This is a genomic window from Bradyrhizobium sp. ISRA464 (genome assembly GCF_029910095.1).
In the GTDB taxonomy this organism is placed as follows: Bacteria; Pseudomonadota; Alphaproteobacteria; order Rhizobiales; family Xanthobacteraceae; genus Bradyrhizobium.
Genome location: NZ_CP094526.1, coordinates 2,651,734 through 2,672,038, shown reverse-complemented (window position 1 = coordinate 2,672,038; position 20,305 = coordinate 2,651,734). Strand labels below are relative to the sequence as shown.

Sequence of the window (20,305 nt, the reverse complement as noted above, 5' to 3'; positions counted from 1 at the left end):
AGGTAGAGATGCTCGCTTTCACTCTTCGTCGCGTGCTCCAGGCCGTCGGCGTCATGCTCGCCGTGGGCGTCATCGCGTTCGCGATGTTCCGCTTCGCCGGCGATCCGGTGAACCAGATGGTCTCGATCGACACCTCGGCTGCCGAACGCGCCTCGATCCGGCAGTCGCTCGGCCTCGACGATCCCGTGCTCGTGCAGTTCGGCTGCTACTTCATCAACGCCCTGCAGTTCAAATTCGGCGTGTCCTATCAGTTCCGCCTGCCGGTCTCCTCGCTGCTGATGGAGCGCATGCCGGCGACGCTGGAGCTCGCCATCTGCGCAACGCTGTTCGCCATGGTGGCCGGCATCCTGATGGGGGTCTATTCGGCGCTGCGCCGCGACACCATCCTTGCCAGATTATTCCAGGCGATTTCGCTGATCGGCATTTCGCTGCCGACCTTCCTGATCGGCATCCTCCTGATCTATCTGTTCGCGGTGACACTGGGCTGGCTGCCGTCCTTCGGACGCGGCGAGGTCGTGAAGCTCGGCTGGTGGACGACCGGGCTCCTCACCGTCTCCGGCCTGAAGGCGCTGATCATGCCGGCGATCACGCTCGGTCTGTTCCAGATGACGCTGATCATGCGGCTGGTGCGTGCGGAAATGCTGGAGGTGCTGCGGACCGACTATATCCGCTTCGCCCGCGCCCGCGGACTGACCACGCGCGCGATCCATTTCGGCCATGCGCTGAAGAACACGCTGGTTCCGGTCATCACGGTCGCCGGCCTGCAGTTTGGCTCGGTTATTGCATTCTCGATCATCACCGAAACCGTGTTCCAATGGCCGGGCATGGGGCTTCTGTTCGTGCAGGCCGTGCAAAACGTCGATATCCCGATCATGGCGGCGTACCTTCTGATGGTCTCGCTGATCTTCGTCACCATCAATCTGGTGGTCGACATCCTCTACACCGTGGTCGATCCGAGGCTGCGCGCGACCGTCAGCCGCGCGACGTAAGGCGAGAGACCGATCCATGTCTGACGCCGTCGTTCCCCATCGCAGCGAAAACAGCGCGGAAGGCCCGCGTGCCGCCGCCGGCTGGTTCAGGCGCGCGCTCGACAGCGACATCTTCTATTCGTTCCGTCGCTCCAGGCTGACCATGGTGGCCGCCGCGATCACCGTGCTGCTCTTCCTGCTCGCGATCTTCGCGTCCTGGCTTGCGGTCCAGAACCCGTTCGATCCGGCGCAGCTGCAGCTGATCAACTCGCGGATTCCGCCGCTGTGGACCGCCGACGGCCAAAGCCCCTTCCTGCTGGGCACCGACGAGCAGGGCCGCGATGTCTTCTCGGCGATCCTCTACGGCATGCGCATCTCGCTCGCGGTCGGCGTGTCGGGCGTGATCTTCGCCGGCGCGCTCGGCATCGCGCTCGGACTGGTCGCAGGCTATTTCGGCGGCGTGGTCGACAGCGTTATCATGCGGATCGCCGACGTGCAGCTCACCTTCCCGGCGATCCTGATCGCGCTGCTGGTCAACGGCGTCGCCAAATCTCTGCTCGGCAACCGGCTCGACGAGACCGCCACGCTCGGCGTGCTCGTGATCGCGATCGGCCTCAGTTTCTGGGTGCAATATGCCCGCACCGTGCGCGGCTCCGTGATGGTCGAGAAGAACAAGGATTACGTGGCGGCCGCACAGCTGATCGGCCTGCCGGCACCCAAGATCATGCTGCGGCATGTGCTACCGAACACGATGGGCCCGATCCTCGTCATCGCCACCATCAACCTCGCACTCGCGATCATCACCGAGGCGACGCTGTCGTTCCTCGGCTCCGGCATGCCCGACACCATGCCGTCGCTCGGCACCTTGATCCGGATCGGCAACAATTATCTGTTCGCCGGCGAGTGGTGGATCGTCGCCTTCCCGGGCGCTGCACTCGCCGGCCTGATCCTGTCCATCAACCTGCTCGGCGACTGGCTGCGCGACGCACTGAATCCGAAGCTCCGATGACCCAGCCCGTTCTCTCGTTGCGCAACCTCGAGGTGGAATTCGTCACCCGCCGCGGCACCCTGCGTGCCATCAACGGCGTGTCGTTCGACATCGCCAAGGGCGAGGTGCTCGGCGTGGTCGGCGAATCCGGCGCCGGCAAATCGGTGACGGGACTCGCCGTGATCGGGTTGATCGACCCGCCCGGCCGCATCTCCGGCGGCCGGATCGAGCTATCAGGCACGCGGATCGACCATCTTCCGCCCGAAGAGATCCGCCGCGTCAGGGGCAAACGGATCGGCATGATCTTCCAGGATCCGCTGACCAGCCTCAATCCGCTCTACCGGATCGGCGACCAGATCATCGAAACGATCCGCACCCATACCGATCTCAGCGAAAGCGCCGCGCGCAGGCGTGCCATCGACCTGCTCGCCGAGGTCGGCATTCCCGCGCCGGAAAAGCGCATCGACGGCTACCCCCACGAATTCTCCGGCGGCATGCGGCAGCGCGTGGTCATTGCGCTGGCGATCTGCGCCGAGCCCGAGTTGATCATCGCGGACGAGCCGACGACGGCGCTCGACGTTTCCGTGCAGGCGCAGATCATCGCGCTGATCAAGCGGCTCGGCCGCGATCACGGCACGGCCGTGATGCTGGTGACCCACGACATGGGCGTGATCGCAGAGACCTGCGACCGCGTCGCGGTAATGTATTCGGGCCGGATCGCCGAGATCGGCCCGGTGCAGGACGTGGTGCGCAATCCGCTACATCCCTACGCCAAGGGCCTGATGGGCGCGATCCCAACGCTTGCGGGCGAGGACAAGCGGCTGGTGCAAATTCCGGGCTCGATGCCCCGGCTGTCGGCGATCCCGCCTGGGTGCCCGTTCAATCCACGCTGCGCGTTTGCCTTCGACCGTTGCCGCGTCGAGCGACCTGAGCCGATCCAGCAGGGTGCGCAATCCGTCGCCTGCCATCTGTTCGAGCCTGCGAAGGAGACGGCGGCATGAGCGCGGCGCTGATCGAGGTCAAGAACCTGCGCCGCGTCTTCGACGTCTCGAAGCCATGGCTCAACCGCGTGCTGGAAGGCGGCCATCTCGAGTTCCTGAAAGCCGTCGACGGCGTCAGCTTCGACATCAAGCGCGGCGAGACGCTGGCGCTGGTCGGCGAATCCGGCTCGGGCAAGACCACGGTCGCACGCATGGTCGTCGGCCTGTTGCCGCCGACCTCGGGCGAAGTCGTGATCGACGGCATCTCGATGACCGATCCGCGGCAGGCACAGGCGCGCCGCCGCTTGCGCCGGCGCATCCAGATGATCTTCCAGGATCCCTATGCGAGCCTCAATCCGCGCTTCCGGGTCGATGCCATCGTCGCAGAACCGATCCGCGCCTTCGAGCTGATCCAGGGCGAACGCGACATCAAGGCACGCGTCGGCGAACTACTCTCGCTGGTCGGGCTGCACCCCGACGACGGCCTGAAATTCCCGCATGAATTTTCCGGTGGCCAGCGTCAGCGCATCGCGATCGCCCGCGCGCTGGCCTCGGAGGCCGAATTCATCGTCTGCGACGAGCCGACCTCGGCGCTCGACGTCTCCGTGCAAGCGCAGATCCTCAACCTGATGCGCGACCTGCAGGACAAGTTCGGCCTGACCTATCTCTTCATCAGCCACAACCTCGCGGTTGTCCGTCACATGGCGAGCCGGATCGGCGTGATGTATCTAGGCCACATCGTCGAGATCGCCGACGGCCGCAAGCTGTTCGACAATCCGCGGATGCCCTACACCAGGATGCTGCTCGGCGCGGTTCCCGATCTTGCGATGTCGGGCCGCCAGCGCATCCCGGTCAAGGGCGAGATCCCCAACCCGATCGACCCGCCGCCGGGCTGCGCCTTCAACCCGCGCTGTCCCCTCGCCTTCGACCTGTGCCGCCAGAAGACGCCGGAACTGATCGACGGGGTCGCCTGCCACGCCGTCAACAGTCCGGCCGCAGCCGTTCCGGCATAATCACGTGGATGGGAGCGGTCATGTCAACCAACCGGTTGGCATCCCAGCCCGCCTGTGATCAAGTGCGCGCGCCACAAGACGCAGCTGGAAGTGAAGCCTCATGAGCAACATCAACCCCGATCCGTTCACGACAAGGCCCGAGATCGAAGGCACCTTCGGCGTCGTCACCTCTACGCACTGGATCGCCACCGCGGTCGGGATGGCCACGCTGGAGAAGGGCGGCAATGCGTTCGATGCCGGCGTCGCAACGGCCTTCACGCTGCAAGTCGTCGAGCCGCATCTGAACGGTCCGGGCGGCGACGTCCCGATCATCGTGCACGACGTCAAGCGCGGCAAGACCGAGGTGATCTGCGGCCAGGGTCCGGCGCCGGCCAAGGCGACGATCGCGCATTACCGCAGCGAAGGCCTGGAGATGGTGCCCGGCACCGGCCTGCTCGCCGCCTGCGTGCCCGGCACGTTCGAATCCTGGATGTTGCTGCTGCGCGACTACGGCACGTTGAAGCTGCGCGACGTGCTGGAGCCTGCAATCTCGTACGCCCGCGACGGCTATCCGCTGGTCGAGCGCGCATCGGCAACCATCAAGACCGTCGAACAATTGTTCCGGAAGCACTGGACCACGTCCGCCGACGTGTATTTGCCTGATGGCGCGGTGCCGAAGCCCGGCACCATCTTCACCAACAAGCGGCTGGCGGAAACCTATGCGCGCATCCTGCAGGAGGCCGAGAGCGCCGGCGGCGACCGCGTCGCCCAGATCGAGCGCGCCCGCCAGGCCTGGTCGAAGGGCTTCGTCGCCGAAGCGATCGAAAAGTTCTGCCGCACCCAGGAGGTCATGGACGTCTCCGGCTCGCCGCATCGCGGCGTGCTGAGCGCTGACGACATGGCGCGCTGGCAGCCGACCATCGAGGCGCCGCTAGCCTATGATTACGGCCGCTACACCGTGCAGAAGGCCGGCGTCTGGAGCCAGGGCCCGGTGATGCTGCAGCAGCTCGCGCTGCTGAAAGGCTTCGACCTCGACGGGCTCGATCCCGTCAGCCCCGACTTCATCCATCTGCAGATCGAATGCGCCAAGCTCGCCTATGCCGATCGCGAGACCTTCTACGGCGATCCCAAGTTCACGGACATCCCGATCGAGACGCTGCTGTCGGATGCGTATAATGACGAGCGGCGCAAGCTGATCTCGCGGGACAAGGCATCGCTCGACTTCAGGCCCGGTTCGGTTGAAGGTTTCGGCGCAGTTGTAAAACTGCGGCGCGCCGAAGGGCATCGCGAGGCCGTCGGCGCCATGGGCGCCGGTGAGCCCACGGTCGGCCGGTTCGGCGAGGTGCGCGGCGACACCGTGCATTTCGACATCATCGACAAGGCGGGAAACATGATCTCGGCGACGCCCTCCGGCGGCTGGCTGCAGTCCTCGCCGGTGATTCCCGAGCTCGGCTTCTGCCTCGGCAGCCGCGCCCAGATGTTCTGGCTGGAGGAGAACCATCCGGCCTCGCTCGCGCCGGGCAAGCGGCCGCGCACCACGCTGTCGCCGAGCATGGCGCTGCGCGACGGCGAGCCGTACCTCGCCTGGGGCTCGCCAGGCGGCGATCAGCAGGATCAGTGGATCACGCAGTTCTTCCTGCGCCATGTCCACGCCAAGCTCAATCTGCAGGAGGCGATCGACGCGCCGGCCTGGCACTCCGAGCATTTCCCGATCTCGTTCTGGCCGCGCACCGCGCGTCCCGGCGTGCTGGTGCTGGAGAACCGGGTTCCGAAGTCGACCATCGACGAATTGAAGCGCCGCGGCCATGTGGTGGAGATTGGCCCCGATTGGTCGGAAGGCCGGCTGACCGCGGCCTCGAAAGTCGGCCCTCGCCGCCGCGCCGCCGCCAACCCCCGCGGCATGCAGGGTTACGCCGCGGGCCGCTAAGACGAGATGACCGCCGCAGCATGATGATGTCGGATCGAACTGCAGCGCGAGCCTCAACCTCCACCTCGCCCCGCTTGCGGGGAGAGGTCGGAAGTCAAGCCCAGCTTGGCTTCCGGGTGAGGGGGAGCCCCCGCGAACTCGATTTGTACCATCCCTGCGGTATGAGCCCCTCACCCCAACCCTCTCAGAGCGAGCTCCGCTCGTCACGACCCCGCGAAGAGCGGGGGAGAGGGAGAGCACAACTGACATGACCTGGTCGATCATCGCCCGCGACAGCGCCACCAGCCAGTTCGGCATCGCCGTTGCGACGCGTTTCTTCGCGGCCGGCGCACGGGTGCCCTATATCGCCGCCGGCTTTGGCGCGATCGCGACGCAGGCAATGGTCAATCCCTACTACGGCATCGACGGCCTCGCGCTGCTGCGCGAGGGCAAGAACCCACACGACGTGCTCGCCGCGTTGCTCGCCGCCGACGCCGGCCGCGAGAGCCGGCAGGTGCACGTCATGGACGCCAGGGGCCGCATCGCGGCGCATTCCGGCAAAGACTGCATCGGCTGGTTCGGCAATATCGCGGGCGACGGTTTTTCGATCGCCGGCAACATGCTGACTGGCCCCACGGTGCTCGACGAGACCGCGCGGGCCTATGCCGCGCATGAGGCGCTGCCGTTCCCGCAACGGCTGATCAAGGCCATGCTCGCTGGTGAAGCGGCCGGCGGCGACAAGCGCGGCAAGCAATCGGCAGCGCTCCTGATCCACGGCGCGGAGGAATGGTCTGATCTCGACCTGCGGGTCGACGATCATGCCGATCCCCTCCACGAGCTGGAACGGCTCGAGGCCGTCAGCCGCGAGCACTGGGTGCATTTCCGCCGCTTCATGCCGACGCGCGACGATCCGGCGGGCATCACCGATCGCGCCATGATCGACGCCGAGATCCAAGCCGCGACAGCGAGCCGGCAATGACGGTGCGTCCGCTGATCGAGATCGAGGGCCTGCGCGTCATCTTCCAGGGCGACGACGGCCGCACCACGCATGCCGTCGACCGGGTCGATCTCAGCGTAGCCAATGGCGCCACGCTTGGCCTGGTCGGCGAATCCGGCTGTGGCAAGAGCGTGACCTCGCTGGCGATCATGGGGCTGTTGCCGAAGCAATCCGCCGCGGTCTCGGGCGCGATCCACTTCGACGGCCTCGACCTGCTCGACGTTCCGGACGACACGCTGCGCGACCTGCGCGGCAATCGCCTAGCGATGATCTTCCAGGAGCCTATGACCTCGCTCAACCCGAGTTTCACGATTGGCGACCAGATCATCGAGACCATCCTGCGCCACCGCGGCGGCTCGCGGCGCAGTGCGCGCGAACGTGCTGTCGAGCTGCTCCGCCGCGTCCACATCCCCTCGCCCGAGAAGCGCATCGACGAGTTTCCGCACAAGCTGTCGGGCGGCATGCGCCAGCGCGTGATGATCGCGATGGCGCTGGCCTGCGACCCGCAGCTTCTGATCGCGGACGAGCCGACGACGGCGCTCGATGTCACGCTGCAGGCGCAGATCCTCGACCTGATGCGCGAGCTCAAGGCTGCCAGCGGCGCGGCGATCATCCTGATCACCCATGATCTCGGCGTGGTCGCCGAAGTCTGCGACGAGGTGGCTGTGATGTATGCCGGCGAGATCGTCGAGCGCGCGCCCGTGGACGAGCTGTTTGCGAATCCACAGCACCCCTATACGGTCGGCCTGCTGGGCTCGATCCCGCGGCTCGACCGCCGCACCACCCATCTCGCCACCATCGAGGGCATGGTGCCGAACATGGCGAACCCGCCTGCGGGCTGCCGCTTCGCCGCGCGCTGCCCGTTCGTCGAGGACGCCTGCACCAAATCCCCGCCGCCGCTCGCGATGCTGAACGCAACCCACGCCTCACGCTGCATCAGGGCGCCGCTGGAACGGCTGCTGTCATGAGCGCGCTGCTCGAGGTCGAGGGACTGGTGAAGCATTTCGTCGCCGAGCGCTCGGTGTTCGGCCGGCCGACCGCGCATGTGAAGGCGGTCGACGGTGTCAGCTTCACGGTCGAGGCCGGCAAGACGCTGGCGCTGGTCGGCGAATCCGGCTGCGGCAAATCCACCGTGAGCCGGCTCGTGCTGCGGCTGATCGAGCCGGACGCCGGCACCGTCCGCTTCGAGGGCCGCGATCTCGGCGCGCTCAACGCCGAGCAGTTGCGCGCATTCCGCCGCGACGCGCAGATCATCTTCCAGGACCCTTACTCCTCGCTCAATCCGCGGATGACGGTCGCCCAGATCCTGACCGAGCCACTGGCGCTGCACGATCTGGTGCCGCCCGCGCGCCGCCGCGAGCGGGTCGAGGAGCTTTTGCGCCTCGTCGGTCTCGAGCCGCGCTTCGCCCGCCGCTATCCGCATGAGTTCTCCGGCGGCCAGCGCCAGCGCATCGCGATCGCCCGTGCGCTCGCAGTCGAGCCGAAGCTGATCATCTGCGACGAGCCGGTGTCGGCGCTCGACGTCTCGATCCGCTCGCAGATCCTGAACCTGTTGCGCGACCTGCAGGATCGGCTGAAGCTCGCCTACATCTTCGTCTCGCACGATCTGGCGGTCGTCAAACACATCGCCGACCGCGTCGCCGTGATGAATCTTGGCACCATCGTCGAGATCGCGGACGCGGAGGCGCTGTTCGCCGCGCCGCGCCATCCCTATAGCCGCGCGCTGTTGTCGGCAATCCCGGTGCCGAAACCGCGCGCCAAGCGCAGCCGCATCGTGCTGGAGGGCGAGCTGCCCAGCGCGCTCAATCCGCCGCAGGGTTGCCGCTTCCACACCCGCTGTCCTTTCGTGATCGCGCGCTGCCGCAGCGAGGTGCCGCATTTGCTGGCGGATGGCACTGGCCACGCCACGGCCTGTCACCGCGTCGCGGAGCTGCCGCCGCCGGAGAGCATCGTGCCCTCGGACGGTGCGCTCTCGCCCGTGCTGGAAAGATTGGTCGCCGCCTTTGGCGCCACGGCGGAAGGGACCGGACGTCCCGGGGTTGGTCAGGTCAGGACGACGCCACGGACATGAAGATAGGAGCTGTGTGATGAGGATGCTTCGTTTGGCGGCGACCGCCGCGGCCCTGTTGCTGTCGCTGGCCGCAAACGCCCATGCCCAAACCACGCTGCGGATCGGGCTTGCCGAGGACCCCGATGTCCTCGATCCGACCATGGCGCGCACCTATGTCGGCCGCATCGTGTTTGCCGCGCTCTGCGACAAGCTGTTCGACATCGACGAGAAGCTCAACATCGTGCCGCAGCTTGCGCTGTCGCACGAGACCTCCGCCGACGGCAAGGAGGTCACGATCAAGCTCCGCCCCGGCGTCAAGTTCCAGGACGGCGAGCCATTCGATGCGGAGGCCGCAAAATTCTCGCTGGAGCGCCACCTGACCTTCCCCGGCTCGTTCCGCAAGCCGGAGCTCGCCAGTGTCGATCATATCGACGTCGTCGATCCCCTCACCATCAAGCTGGTGCTGAAGGCGCCGTTCTCGCCGCTGATCGCGCAGCTGACTGATCGCGCGGGAATGATGGTGTCGCCCAAGGCCGCCAAGGCCGAAGGCAACAAGTTCGGCCTGCACCCGGTCTGCGCCGGCCCCTACAAGTTCGTCGAGCGCGTGCAGCAGGATCGCATCGTACTGGAAAAGTTCGCCGACTACTGGAACAAGGACAACGTCTTCATCGACCGCATCGTCTATCTGCCGATCGTCGACGCCACCGTGCGGCTCGCCAATCTGAAATCCGGCGGGCTCGATCTGATCGAGCGCGTGCTCGCGACCGACCTGAAGGATGTGCGCGCGGATTCCCGCCTGAAAGTGTCGAGCGCGATCGAGCTCGGCTATCAGGGCGTCACGCTCAACATCGGCAAGGACAAGGCCAAGGGGCCCCTAAGCCAGAGCGCCAAGGTGCGGCAGGCGCTCGACCTCTCGATCGATCGCGATGCCATCAACCAGGTGGTGTTCAACGGCGAGTTCAAGCCTGGAAACCAGTGGGTCAGCCCCGACCATCCCTACTACCAGAAGGACTTCCCGATCCGTCCGCGCGACGTCGAGAAGGCCAAGGCGCTGCTCAAGGAGGCCGGCGTCACGCCGCCCGTGACGGTCGACTTCATGGTGCCGAAGGGGCCCGAAACCGAAGGCACCGCGCAGGTCATTCAGTCGATGGCGGCCGAGGCCGGCTTCGACATGAAGATCAGGGTCACCGAGTTTGCGACCTCGCTGAAGCAGGCCGAGGCCGGCGACTACCAGGCCTTTATGCTGGCCTGGAGCGGCCGCATCGATCCGGACGGCAACTCCTATGTCTTCCTGCACAGCAACGCGCCGCAGAACTACAGCGCCTGGAGCAATTCCGAGGCCGACAAGGCGCTCGATGACGCCCGTCTCACCACCGACACGGCGCAGCGCAAGGCGATCTACGCGAAACTGACCAAGCTCGAACTCAATGACGAGGCCATTCTCTACCTCTACCACCGCCGCATCATCATCGCGCACACCACCAAGCTCGAGGGCTACAAGCAGATGCCCGATGGCCTGGTGCGCGTGGTCGGGCTGAAACTGAAGTGATCGCGGGGGCGGCCGGAGCACGAGCATCGCCATGCTGAACTTTCTCGCCAAGCGGCTGCTTCAGATCGTCCCGACGCTGTTCTTTGTCTCGATCCTGATCTTCTCCCTGCAACATTTGCTGCCGGGCGATCCGGCGCTGGTGATGGCCGGCGAGGAGCGCGATCCCGCCGTCATCGAGCAGATCCGCCAGCAGTACCATCTCGATCGGCCGATCCCGGTGCAATATGCCTACTGGATCAAGGGCGTGCTGTCGGGCGATTTCGGCGAATCCCTGCGCAACAAGATGCCGGTGCTGAGCCTGATCGCGCAGAAGCTGCCGGTGACGCTGCAACTCGCCGGCATGGCGATCGTGATCGCCTTCCTGATCGGGATTCCCGCCGGTATCATCTCGGCGGTGAAGAAAGGCAGCGCCTGGGACTATGGCGCCAATCTGTTCGCGCTGTGGGGCATCTCGACGCCGAACTTCTGGCTCGGCATCATGCTGATCTTCCTGTTCTCGATCGAACTGGGCTGGCTGCCCGCCTCCGGCTATGTGCCGCTGACCGAGGACTGGCGCGCCAGCCTCGCGGCCACCATCATGCCGGCCTTCGTGCTCGGCAACGCGATCGCCGCGATCCTGATGCGCCACACCCGCAGCGCCATGCTGCAGGTGCTGGAGAGCGACTATGTCCGCACCGCACGCGCCAAGGGGCTTTCCGAGCGCGCGGTGATCCTCAAGCACGCGATGCGCAACGCGCTGACCCCGATCATCACGCTCGGCGCGCTCGAGCTCGGCACGCTGCTGTCGGGCGCAGTCCTCACCGAGCAGATCTTCTCGATTCCCGGCTTCGGCAAGCTGATCGTCGACGCCGTGTTCAACCGCGATTACGCCGTGGTGCAGGGCGTGGTGCTGACGACAGCGACGATCTACATCACGCTCAACCTGATCGCCGACATCGCCTACATCCTCGTCAACCCGCGGCTGAGGAGCTGATCGGATGACAGCACTTGGGACAACCGCTTCGCTTGCCGCCGCCGAGACGCTGGAGAGCCCGGCGCGGCGCGCCTGGCGACGGCTCGTCAGACGCAAGGGCGCGGTGCTCGGCCTTGCCGTGATCGCGATCTTTATCCTGCTTGCCGTATTCGCGCCGCTGATCGTGCCCTACGATCCGATCGCGACGAGCTGGTCGCTGGTGCGCAAGGCGCCGTCAGCGCAGCACTGGTTCGGCACCGACGAGCTCGGCCGCGACGTGCTGGCGCGCGTCGTGTTCGGCGCCCGTGCCTCGCTACTCGCGGGCGTGATCTCGGTCGGCATTGCGCTGGTGATCGGCGTCCCGCTCGGGCTCGTCGCCGGCTATCGCGGCGGCTTCATCGATGCGCTGATCAGCCGCATCACCGACGCGATGCTGGCCTGCCCGTTCCTGATCCTGGCGATCGCGCTTGCGGCCTTCCTCGGGCCGAGCCTCGGCAATGCGATGATCGCGATCGGCGTCTCGGCCACGCCGATCTTCATCCGCCTGACCCGCGGCCAGGTGATGAGCGTCAAGGTCGAGGACTACGTCGAGGCGGCGCGCGCCATGGGCAATCCGCGCTGGCGCATCGCGCTGGTCCACATCCTGCCGAACATTCTGGCGGCGCTGCTGGTGCAGGCGACGCTGTCGATCGCGGCCGCGATCATCGCCGAGGCCGCGCTCTCCTTCCTCGGCCTCGGCCAGCAGCCGCCGGCGCCATCCTGGGGCAGCATGCTCAACGCCGCGCAGCGCTTCCTCACCAGCGCGCCATGGATGGCGATCTGGCCGGGGCTCGCGATCTTCCTGGTTGTGCTGTCGTTCAACCTGGTCGGCGACGGCCTGCGCGATGCGCTGGATCCGAAGGCGCGGTAGCGTCGCCGTTACGACCACTGGTCCTTCACCGTCATCCTGAGCCGGCTACCGGCGCGGGATGTCGCAGGACAAAGAAAAGGCGGCAGTGGCCTTCGCCAGTGCCGCCTCTCCTGCGAGCATGAGCTTGGAGGGCTCAGGTCGGTTTCAGTGCGCCGCGGCCTTCGAGATCGAAATCGGCGATCTGCTTGGCGCGTTCGGAGTTCAACTTGGCCTGGTGGTCGGTCGCGATCGTCATGTAGACGGCCGGCAGCACGAACAGCGTGAACAGCGTGCCGATCGTCATGCCGGCCACGACCACGAGACCGATCGAGAAGCGGCTGGCGGCACCGGCGCCCGAAGCGGTGAGCAGCGGCAGCAGGCCGGTGACCATCGCCGCCGTCGTCATCAGGATCGGACGCAGGCGGATACGGGCCGCCATCTCGATCGCCGAGCGGCGGTCGAGCCCCTCGTTGAGCTGCAGCTCGTTGGCGAACTCGACCATCAGGATGCCGTGCTTGGTGATCAGCCCGACCAGCGTCAGCAGACCCACCTGGGTGTAGATGTTCATGGTCGCGACGCCGAAGAACAGTGGGATCAGGGCACCGACGATCGCCATCGGCACGCTGATCATGATCACGAACGGATCGCGCAGGCTCTCGAACTGCGCCGCCAGCACCAGGAAGATGATGATGATGGCGAACGCGAAGGTGACCAGCAGCTGATTGCCTTCATGTACGTACTGCCGGGAGTCGGCCAGGAAATCGTAGCTGAAGCCGGACGGCAGCTTCTTGGCTTGACCCTGCAGGAACTCCACCGCCTGCCCCATCGAGACGCCGGGCATCGGCACGGCCTGGAAGGTCGCCGAGTTGAGCTGGTTGTAGTGGGTCAGCGCGTTCGGATCGACGCCTGTCTCGACCGAGACCACGGTCGACAGCCGTACCAGCTGCCCGGTCGCTGACGGGACATAGTAGTTGTCGAATGACTCCGGCGCCAACCGGTTGACGCGCGCCACCTGCGGAATCACCTGGTAGGAACGTCCCTCCAGATTGAAGCGGTTGACGTAATTGCCACCGAGCAGCGTCGCCAGCGCATTGCCAATCGACTGCATGGTGATGCCGAGGTCGCTCGCCTTGGTGCGGTCGACCTTCACGCGGACCACCGGCTGATTGAAGTTGAGGTCGCTGTCGGTGACGATGAACAGGCCGCTCTTGCGCGCGGCGTCCTTTAGCTTGTCCATCTGCTCGAACACCTGTTGGAACCCGGACGTCGAGCTGATCACCATCTGGACCGGCAGACCGCCCGGACCGCCGGGCAGCGGCGGCAGGCTGAACGCGAACGCGCTGACGCCCTCGATCTTCGACAACTCGTTCTGCACCAGCGGCTGAAGTGTCTGCGCGGAGCGCTTGCGCTCATTCCACGGCTTGAGCAGCATGCCGGCGAAGCCGCCCTGCGGACCGGTGATGCCGTTCAGCACGAACCGCAAGTCGGTCTCGGGAAACTTCTTGAACTCCTTGTCGATCTTGTCGCCGTAGTAGTCGATATAGTCGATGTTGGCGTATTTCGGCGCCTTGGTCACCGCGAACACGATGCCTTGGTCTTCCTGCGGCGCCAGCTCCTTCTGCGTATGCATATAAAGGAATCCGACCAGGCCGAGGATGGTCACCGCAAACAGGCCGGTGATCGGGCGATAGTCGAGTGAGCGGTCGAGCTGGCGGCCGTACCAGCGCGTCATCGCGCCGAACACGCGGTTGACGAGCCTGGCGAAACGCCCCTCGTCGGCACTCTTGAGAAACACCGAGCACATCATCGGCGATAGCGTCAGGGCGATCACGCCCGACACGATCACCGAGCCGGCCAACGTGAAGGCGAATTCGCGGAACAGCGCACCGGTCACGCCGCCGAGGAAGCCGATCGGCGCGTACACCGCCGCGAGCGTGATCGTCATCGAGATGACGGGGCCCACGATTTCGCGCGCCCCCTTCAGCGACGCCTGTACAGGTGGCATGCCTTCCTCGAGATGGCGATGGATGTTCTCCACCACCACGATCGCGTCGTCGACCACGAGGCCGATCGCCAGCACCATCGCCAGCAGCGTCAGCAGATTGAAGCTGAAACCGGCGGCAAGCATCAGGATACAGACGCCGATCAGCGACAGCGGAATCGTCACGACCGGGATGATCACCGAGCGGATCGACGCCAGGAACAGGAAGATGACGACGACGACGATGATGACCGCTTCGCCGAGCGTCTTCTGCACCTCGTCGATCGACGACTGGATGAACTTGGTGGAGTCATAGGCCACCTTCATCTTCATCGAAGGGGGCAGATTGCGCTCAAGCTCGGGGAACAGCGCACGCACGCCCTTCACCAGCGTCAGCGGGTTGCCCTGCGGCGTCGCCTTGATGCCGATGAAGATCGCATGCTCGCCATTGAAGGCGACGCTGGCGTCCGTGCTCTGGGCCGCGAGCTCCACCGTCGCGATGTCCTCGATGCGCACGAAGCCGCCGTCCTTGGACTTCACGATCATCCGCTTGAACTGATCGATGCTCTGAAGGTCGGTATTGGCCGAGACGTTGGAGACGATGAAGAAGCCCTTGGTCTGGCCGGCGGCCGCCTGGAAGTTGTTGGCGGCGATCGCGGCGGCGACGTCGTTCGGCGACACACCGCGGCCGGCCATGCGGATCGGATCGAGCCAGACGCGCATTGCGAAGGTCTGGCCGCCGAGAATGTCGGCGGATGCGACGCCGTCGACGGTTGACAGCACCGGCTGCACGACGCGCGTCAGATAGTCGGAAATCGCCGATCCGGTCAGCTCCTCGCTGGAGAAGCCGAGATACATCACCGCGATGGTATCACCGGTCGCCTTGGTCACGACCGGGTCGAAGGCTTCCTTCGGGATCAGGTATTTGACCGAGTTGACCTTGGCGAGGACCTCGGTCAGCGCCTGGTTCGGATCGTGATTGAGCTTAATGTAGACTTGGATGGTCGAGGTGCCGAGCACCGAGTTCGACGTCATGTAGTCGACGCCCTCGGCGGAGGCGACCGCCTGCTCGATCGGCGTGGTGATGAAGCCGTTGATCAGCTCCGGCGACGCACCGGGATACGAGGTGGTGATCGTCACCACTGTGTTCGACAGGTTCGGATATTGCCGGATCGGCAGCACCATCGCGGCGCGCAGGCCGATCAGCAGGATCAACATGCTGACGACGATCGACAGCACCGGCCGCTTGATGAAAATGTCAGTGAAGGCCATTGCCAACCCTACTCGTGTTCTCTGCCGATTGCGGCGACATGTGGCGGAGGGCCCAATGGCCCTCCGTATTCAGGTGATCGCCGTTAGTAGCGCGGCGGCTCGGCTGGAACCGGCGGTGGCGGATCGGTCGAAATCGCGACCGGCATCCCCGACTGCAGCTTGATCTGGCCGACGGCGACGACACGGTCGCGGGGCTTCAGGCCCTTCAGGATTTCGACACGGCCTTCGACGCGGTTGCCCGTCTTCACGAAGGTGCGGTCCGCGGTCAGCGTGGTCTTGCCGTCATCGCCCTTCTTTTCGTTGATCAGGAACACCGAGTCTCCGTACAGCGTGTAGTCGACCGCCGTTTCGGGAACGGTGACGACCGCCGGCTTCTCGGGCAGCACGATCGTGGTGGTCGCGAACATGCCGGGCTTGAGGATGCGGTCCGGGTTCTGGATCGTCGCCTGAACGCGGATGTTGCGGGTATCGGTCGCGATCTGCGGCTCGATCGTCGTGATCTTGCCGTCGAAGGTCCGGCCCGGATAGGCGTCGACCGAAACCCGCACGGTCTGGCCGACCTTGATCTGCGAGCTCTGCTTCTCGGTGACGGTCAGGTTCGCATAGAGCACCGACAGATCGGTCAACGACACGATCTGCGTCCCTGCCGTCAGGTACTGGCCGACTTCGACCTGGCGAACGCCGAGGTCACCATCGAACGGGGCGCGTACCAGCTTCTGCGAGATGATCGCCTCGGTCCTGGCAATGCCCGCCTTGGCCTGATCGAATGTCGCCTGTGCCTGATCGACGGTGGACTGCGGCCCGAACTGGCGCGCCGCGAGCTGCTTGGCGCGGTCGAGCTGAAGCTCCGCCACGGTTGCCTGCGCCTTGTAGTTGGCGAGGTCGCCCTGTTCAGGTGCATCGAACAATTGCACGAGCGGCGTACCCGCCTTCACATGGCTGCCGGCCGTGAACAGGATGTTGGTGATGCGGCCCGACACATCGCTGGTGACGTTGACCTGATGCACCGCGACGAGATCGCCGACCGCGGTCAGGAGATTCGGAATCACCTCGGACTTCGCCTCGACGGCGGAGACATTCGACGGCGGCGGTTTGTTGTTGGCAAAGAACTGCGCAATCATATGGCTGCGGAAGGCGTTGAAGCCGACCAAGCCACCGACCAGCACGGCCAGCAGCAGCCCCACGATGATGAACCAGCGCACCATGCGGACAGGGCGCTTGACGGTCTTTTCCTTAATCGGTTGCCCCGAGATATGGCTTTCGGTCTGAATATTCATGTCATGCACTTTCTGCAGTTACCGACTTTCCCTGACCCGGTGACGGCTGGCGGCCCAAATGTGTGGCAATTGCGGCTTCGGTAAGTCCGATACCGCGAAGGATGAACTGGCAAAGCTGCCGCTCGGCGGCGGCGGCCTCGCCGTAGGAGAGACATGGTGTCGCAGGGAGCTGCGTGAGCGCTCCCATCAGCACGGTGTGATGGGCGAACCAGAACAGGTTGAGCGGCTCGCCGCCGATCCGAGCCGCGTCGCCCGCGGCAATCGCGCGCTCGATCGAGGCGGCAAAGGTCGGCCCGATCAGCTTGCCGACCTTGTCATAGAGAAGGCGTGCGAACTCGCCATCGTCGAGATGGCTTGTCACCATCAGCCGCAGGCGCTGCGCCTCTTCCTGGTCTGGCGCGTTGCGAAGCTGCATGAAGTGGCCGACCATGCCCTCCACCAGCTCGACCAGCGTCGCGGTCGACGGTTCCTGCCCGAGCAGGTGCACAAGGTCCGGATCCGCCTCGCACTCCTCGGCGAGGATCTCGGCGTACAGCGCCGCCTTCGAGGGGAAGTGCTTGAACAACAGCCCTTCCGAAATGGCAGCCGCGGCCGCCACGCTCTTTGTCGTGGTGCCGGCGAAGCCGTTGCGGGCGAAACACCGCTTTGCGGCGCTCAGTATCAACTGACGCCGCAAGTCACTCGTCATGCGTAAGGTAGACATTTGGGTCGTGAGTAATCACTCACCTTACCAGATGTCAAGGTTCTATCGCACCGCGAAAGCCGTTTTATATCGGAGTGTGCCCGAGAGAGCCCCGGATGCGGTTAACGATGTAGGTGCCGTCGCGGCTGGACAGCACGCGCTCCAGATTGGCGCCGTCGATCTTCACGCTAGCGAACCGCGGCCCGGCCGTAACATCTTGTAAAGACGAGGCAAACGCCTCGACCTCGGCCAGGGTCGTGATGTTGCTCGTATCCTTGATTCCACACGCTTTGGCAACGCCGACCAGATCGGCCGTCGCTCCGGTATGGCTCGCCTGGCCGCCGGTCTCGCCATAGGCCTCATTGTCGAGCACGATGATCGAGAGGTTCTTGGGCTGCTGCAGGCCGACGGTGGCGAGGCTGCCCATGCCCATCAGCATCTCGCCGTCGCCGGTGATCACCACCACCGGCAGCGTCGGCTGCGCCAGCGCGAGCCCGAGCCCGATCATCACGGCGCCGCCCATGCCGCCCCACAGATAGAAGTTGCGGTCGTGGTCGCCGGCGGCGGCGATGTCGTAGGTGGAGGCGCCGAGGCCGCCGACGGCGATGGCGCCCTTGCGGTCCTTGAGCAGTTGCGAAACGACGGCCCGGCGGTCGAGGAGATTGGCTTTGCTCATTTGGTGAAGACCTTTGCCCCGATCAGGCGCTGTGACAGCAGGACGGCGGTTGGCGTGCAGGCGTTGTAGGCCTGGGCGGCGCCGGCCTCGACGACCTCCCGCACCTCATCCGGGTGCGAGGCGCGCAGGACCTTGATGCCGGACAGTTCGAGGACTGCCTGGGTGCTCGAGCCCATCGGCACCTGCCAGGGATTGAATTCGCCCCATTCGCCGCGCATCGTTACCAGGGTGAAGAAGGGCAAGCGGAAGATCTGCACCAAGGACAGCATGTTGATACAGTTGCCGACCCCGCTCGACTGCATCAGCAGCACGCCGCGCTGGCCGCCCGCCCAGGCGCCCGCGAGCAACGCGACGCCCTCCTCCTCGGTCGTCAGCGCGACACCGCGCATCGAGGACGAGCCGAGCACGCGCTCGATCAGCTGCGAATGGCCGGCATCCGGCACATAGGGCACCTGGCGCACGTCGAAGCGCTGCAATATCGAAAAGATCTCCTCGGGCCAGGAGGCCACGGTCTCGGCACGGGCATGCATCGGCGTTTCCGGTTTAAGACTGTTTGGCCGGGACTCTAGTGGGGCGCGCGCGCTTCATCAAAGCGCAAAACCGCATATGGCTCTGCGATTTACTCGCACCGCACGAGCGCTTTTCGGTTCTGATTGAAGCAACACCGAAGCTCTCCAATCTTGTTTGGACGCGTTTTTCTTCACGCAACCGGTATCCACTTCGCCTGAAAACGCTCTGGCGTGCGGCGAAGTGTCCCGGACGCACCGCAAATTGTGTTGCGCGGCGGCGGGACGCGGCTTACGATAGTTGCAACTGAAACTAATCAGATTGGGCATTCGGCATGGATGTGCAGGCGCGAGAGCTGTCCGATCGTTTCGACCTCGAAAGACTGACGCCGGACTTCTACGCGAACCCCTACCCGACCTATCGTGCGCTGCGGGAGAACGCGCCGGTGAAGCGGATGCCGAACGGCTGCTACTTCCTGACCCGCTACGACGACCTCGTCACCGCCTACAAGAACACCAAGGCCTTCTCTTCCGACAAGAAGAAGGAGTTCTTGCCGAAATACGGCGACTCTCTGCTCTACGAGCACCACACGACTAGCCTCGTCTTCAACGATCCGCCGGCGCACACCCGCGTGCGGAGACTGATCATGGGCGCGCTGTCGCCGCGGGCAATTGCCGGCATGGAGCCGGATTTGATCGCGCTGGTGGACAGCCTGCTAGACCGCATCGCCGCGAAGCAGCGCTTCGAGCTGATCGGCGATTTCGCCTCCGCGATCCCGGTCGAGGTGATCGGCAATCTGCTCGATGTGCCGCGCGACGAGCGCGAGCCGTTGCGCGACTGGTCGCTGGCGATTTTGGGCGCGCTGGAGCCGGTAATCGGCGAGGAGGCGTTCGACCGCGGCAACAGAGCCGTGAAGGATTTCCTCGCCTATCTCGAAACCCTCGTCGAACGCCGCCGCGCCAGGCCCGGCAATCCCGACCGCGACGTGCTGACACGGCTGATCCAGGGTGAAGACAATGGCGAGCGATTGACGGCAAAGGAGCTGCTGCACAACTGCATCTTCCTGCTCAACGCCGGCCACGAGACCACGACCAATCTGATCGGCAACGGGCTCGTGGCACTCCACGAACACCCCGACCAGAAGAAGCGCCTGATCGCACAGCCTGACCTGATCAAGACCGCGGTCGAGGAAATGCTGCGCTACGAGAGCTCGAACCAGCTCGGCAACCGCATGATCGTGGAAGAGATCGAGCTTGGCGGCATCAGGATGCCGGCCGGCACGCTTGTCACGCTGTGCATCGGCGCTGCCAACCGCGACCCCGCACAATTCCCCGATCCTGAACGCTTCGACGTCGCGCGCACGCCGAACCGCCATCTCGCCTTCGGCACCGGCGCGCATCAATGCGCCGGGATGGCGCTGGCGCGGCTCGAGGGCGCGATCGCGATCTCGCGCTTCCTTAAGCGCTTTCCGAACTATGGACTCGACGGCGAGCCGGTGCGCGGCGGCCGGGTGCGCTTCCGCGGCTTTCTCAGCGTGCCCTGCTGCATCAACGGCTAGGACATTTGCGGCCAAGCCCACTTCCCCGCGGGCGGGCTGATGCCCACATTACGGTCACGGGCGCACCGGCGTTCTGTCCAG

The 20,305-nt window shown here is 65.3% G+C and carries 17 protein-coding genes; 12 read left to right on the top strand and 5 right to left on the bottom strand.

Going from position 1 to position 20,305, the window contains the following annotated elements; genetic code table 11:
* Positions 1 to 8 precede the first annotated feature (8 nt).
* From MTX19_RS12395 to MTX19_RS12345, 11 genes are all read left to right on the top strand, one after another.
* Entirely contained in the window at positions 9 to 989 is a 981-nt protein-coding gene (locus MTX19_RS12395; RefSeq protein WP_280983842.1) for an ABC transporter permease, read from the top strand.
* Between the two features lie 16 nt (positions 990 to 1,005).
* Entirely contained in the window at positions 1,006 to 1,977 is a 972-nt protein-coding gene (locus MTX19_RS12390; protein ID WP_280985986.1) for an ABC transporter permease, read from the top strand.
* A complete protein-coding gene (locus tag MTX19_RS12385; protein ID WP_280983840.1) occupies positions 1,974 to 2,957 on the top strand; it encodes an ABC transporter ATP-binding protein in 984 nt (327 codons plus the stop codon). The genes MTX19_RS12390 and MTX19_RS12385 overlap by 4 nt, the downstream gene beginning before the upstream one ends.
* Positions 2,954 to 3,949 carry an oligopeptide/dipeptide ABC transporter ATP-binding protein gene (locus MTX19_RS12380; RefSeq protein ID WP_280983839.1) on the top strand — a complete coding sequence of 332 codons (996 nt, stop codon included), beginning with the start codon at positions 2,954 to 2,956 and terminating at the stop codon, positions 3,947 to 3,949. The genes MTX19_RS12385 and MTX19_RS12380 overlap by 4 nt, the downstream gene beginning before the upstream one ends.
* Before the next feature lie 100 nt (positions 3,950 to 4,049).
* Positions 4,050 to 5,855 carry a gamma-glutamyltransferase family protein gene (locus tag MTX19_RS12375; RefSeq protein WP_280985984.1) on the top strand — a complete coding sequence of 602 codons (1,806 nt, stop codon included), beginning with the start codon at positions 4,050 to 4,052 and terminating at the stop codon, positions 5,853 to 5,855.
* 247 nt (positions 5,856 to 6,102) lie between these two features.
* Positions 6,103 to 6,813: a DUF1028 domain-containing protein gene (locus MTX19_RS12370; protein ID WP_280983837.1), complete on the top strand. Its 711-nt coding sequence runs from the start codon at positions 6,103 to 6,105 to the stop codon at positions 6,811 to 6,813.
* On the top strand, positions 6,810 to 7,799 hold the full coding sequence (locus tag MTX19_RS12365; RefSeq protein WP_280983836.1) for an ABC transporter ATP-binding protein: 990 nt from the start codon (positions 6,810 to 6,812) through the stop codon (positions 7,797 to 7,799). Before MTX19_RS12370 ends, MTX19_RS12365 begins: the two co-directional genes overlap by 4 nt.
* Positions 7,796 to 8,902, top strand: a complete 1,107-nt coding sequence (locus MTX19_RS12360; RefSeq protein ID WP_280983835.1) for a dipeptide ABC transporter ATP-binding protein — start codon at positions 7,796 to 7,798, stop codon at positions 8,900 to 8,902. Before MTX19_RS12365 ends, MTX19_RS12360 begins: the two co-directional genes overlap by 4 nt.
* Positions 8,903 to 8,918: 16 nt before the next feature.
* Entirely contained in the window at positions 8,919 to 10,430 is a 1,512-nt protein-coding gene (locus MTX19_RS12355; RefSeq protein WP_280983834.1) for an ABC transporter substrate-binding protein, read from the top strand.
* Positions 10,431 to 10,461: 31 nt separating this feature from the next.
* Positions 10,462 to 11,403: an ABC transporter permease gene (locus tag MTX19_RS12350; RefSeq protein ID WP_280983833.1), complete on the top strand. Its 942-nt coding sequence runs from the start codon at positions 10,462 to 10,464 to the stop codon at positions 11,401 to 11,403.
* Positions 11,404 to 11,407: 4 nt separating this feature from the next.
* Positions 11,408 to 12,292, top strand: coding sequence for an ABC transporter permease (locus MTX19_RS12345; protein WP_280976726.1), 885 nt, complete (start codon positions 11,408 to 11,410; stop codon positions 12,290 to 12,292).
* 133 nt (positions 12,293 to 12,425) lie between these two features.
* Here MTX19_RS12345 and MTX19_RS12340 read toward each other — a convergent pair whose 3' ends face one another.
* The 5 genes from MTX19_RS12340 to MTX19_RS12320 form a co-directional block, all read right to left on the bottom strand.
* Positions 12,426 to 15,524 (bottom strand): multidrug efflux RND transporter permease subunit, encoded by a 3,099-nt coding sequence (locus MTX19_RS12340; RefSeq protein ID WP_280985983.1) that lies wholly within the window; start codon positions 15,522 to 15,524, stop codon positions 12,426 to 12,428.
* 83 nt (positions 15,525 to 15,607) lie between these two features.
* Positions 15,608 to 16,801 carry an efflux RND transporter periplasmic adaptor subunit gene (locus MTX19_RS12335; protein WP_280983832.1) on the bottom strand — a complete coding sequence of 398 codons (1,194 nt, stop codon included), beginning with the start codon at positions 16,799 to 16,801 and terminating at the stop codon, positions 15,608 to 15,610.
* A 1-nt stretch (position 16,802) separates the two neighbouring features.
* Positions 16,803 to 17,504: a TetR/AcrR family transcriptional regulator gene (locus tag MTX19_RS12330; RefSeq protein WP_280983831.1), complete on the bottom strand. Its 702-nt coding sequence runs from the start codon at positions 17,502 to 17,504 to the stop codon at positions 16,803 to 16,805.
* Positions 17,505 to 17,568: 64 nt separating this feature from the next.
* The gene (locus MTX19_RS12325) at positions 17,569 to 18,159 is read right to left on the bottom strand and encodes a thiamine pyrophosphate-dependent enzyme (RefSeq protein WP_280983830.1); all 591 of its coding nucleotides are present in this window, start codon (positions 18,157 to 18,159) and stop codon (positions 17,569 to 17,571) included.
* Positions 18,156 to 18,689, bottom strand: a complete 534-nt coding sequence (locus MTX19_RS12320; RefSeq protein ID WP_280983829.1) for a phosphonopyruvate decarboxylase — start codon at positions 18,687 to 18,689, stop codon at positions 18,156 to 18,158. Before MTX19_RS12320 ends, MTX19_RS12325 begins: the two co-directional genes overlap by 4 nt.
* Before the next feature lie 311 nt (positions 18,690 to 19,000).
* On the opposite strand from MTX19_RS12320, the gene MTX19_RS12315 reads away from it, so the two are divergent.
* Positions 19,001 to 20,224, top strand: coding sequence for a cytochrome P450 (locus MTX19_RS12315; protein ID WP_280983828.1), 1,224 nt, complete (start codon positions 19,001 to 19,003; stop codon positions 20,222 to 20,224).
* Positions 20,225 to 20,305: the final 81 nt, after the last annotated feature.

What these genes read in the sequence shown, in the direction of transcription:
- MTX19_RS12395 (WP_280983842.1), top strand. Translation starts at nt 9, where the DNA reads ATGCTCGCTTTCACTCTTCGTCGCGTGCTCCAGGCCGTCGGCGTCATG.
- MTX19_RS12390 (WP_280985986.1), top strand. Translation starts at nt 1,006, where the DNA reads ATGTCTGACGCCGTCGTTCCCCATCGCAGCGAAAACAGCGCGGAAGGC.
- MTX19_RS12385 (WP_280983840.1), top strand. Translation starts at nt 1,974, where the DNA reads ATGACCCAGCCCGTTCTCTCGTTGCGCAACCTCGAGGTGGAATTCGTC.
- MTX19_RS12380 (WP_280983839.1), top strand. Translation starts at nt 2,954, where the DNA reads ATGAGCGCGGCGCTGATCGAGGTCAAGAACCTGCGCCGCGTCTTCGAC.
- MTX19_RS12375 (WP_280985984.1), top strand. Translation starts at nt 4,050, where the DNA reads ATGAGCAACATCAACCCCGATCCGTTCACGACAAGGCCCGAGATCGAA.
- MTX19_RS12370 (WP_280983837.1), top strand. Translation starts at nt 6,103, where the DNA reads ATGACCTGGTCGATCATCGCCCGCGACAGCGCCACCAGCCAGTTCGGC.
- MTX19_RS12365 (WP_280983836.1), top strand. Translation starts at nt 6,810, where the DNA reads ATGACGGTGCGTCCGCTGATCGAGATCGAGGGCCTGCGCGTCATCTTC.
- MTX19_RS12360 (WP_280983835.1), top strand. Translation starts at nt 7,796, where the DNA reads ATGAGCGCGCTGCTCGAGGTCGAGGGACTGGTGAAGCATTTCGTCGCC.
- MTX19_RS12355 (WP_280983834.1), top strand. Translation starts at nt 8,919, where the DNA reads ATGAGGATGCTTCGTTTGGCGGCGACCGCCGCGGCCCTGTTGCTGTCG.
- MTX19_RS12350 (WP_280983833.1), top strand. Translation starts at nt 10,462, where the DNA reads ATGCTGAACTTTCTCGCCAAGCGGCTGCTTCAGATCGTCCCGACGCTG.
- MTX19_RS12345 (WP_280976726.1), top strand. Translation starts at nt 11,408, where the DNA reads ATGACAGCACTTGGGACAACCGCTTCGCTTGCCGCCGCCGAGACGCTG.
- MTX19_RS12340 (WP_280985983.1), bottom strand. Translation starts at nt 15,524, where the DNA reads ATGGCCTTCACTGACATTTTCATCAAGCGGCCGGTGCTGTCGATCGTC.
- MTX19_RS12335 (WP_280983832.1), bottom strand. Translation starts at nt 16,801, where the DNA reads ATGAATATTCAGACCGAAAGCCATATCTCGGGGCAACCGATTAAGGAA.
- MTX19_RS12330 (WP_280983831.1), bottom strand. Translation starts at nt 17,504, where the DNA reads ATGTCTACCTTACGCATGACGAGTGACTTGCGGCGTCAGTTGATACTG.
- MTX19_RS12325 (WP_280983830.1), bottom strand. Translation starts at nt 18,159, where the DNA reads ATGAGCAAAGCCAATCTCCTCGACCGCCGGGCCGTCGTTTCGCAACTG.
- MTX19_RS12320 (WP_280983829.1), bottom strand. Translation starts at nt 18,689, where the DNA reads ATGCATGCCCGTGCCGAGACCGTGGCCTCCTGGCCCGAGGAGATCTTT.
- MTX19_RS12315 (WP_280983828.1), top strand. Translation starts at nt 19,001, where the DNA reads ATGGATGTGCAGGCGCGAGAGCTGTCCGATCGTTTCGACCTCGAAAGA.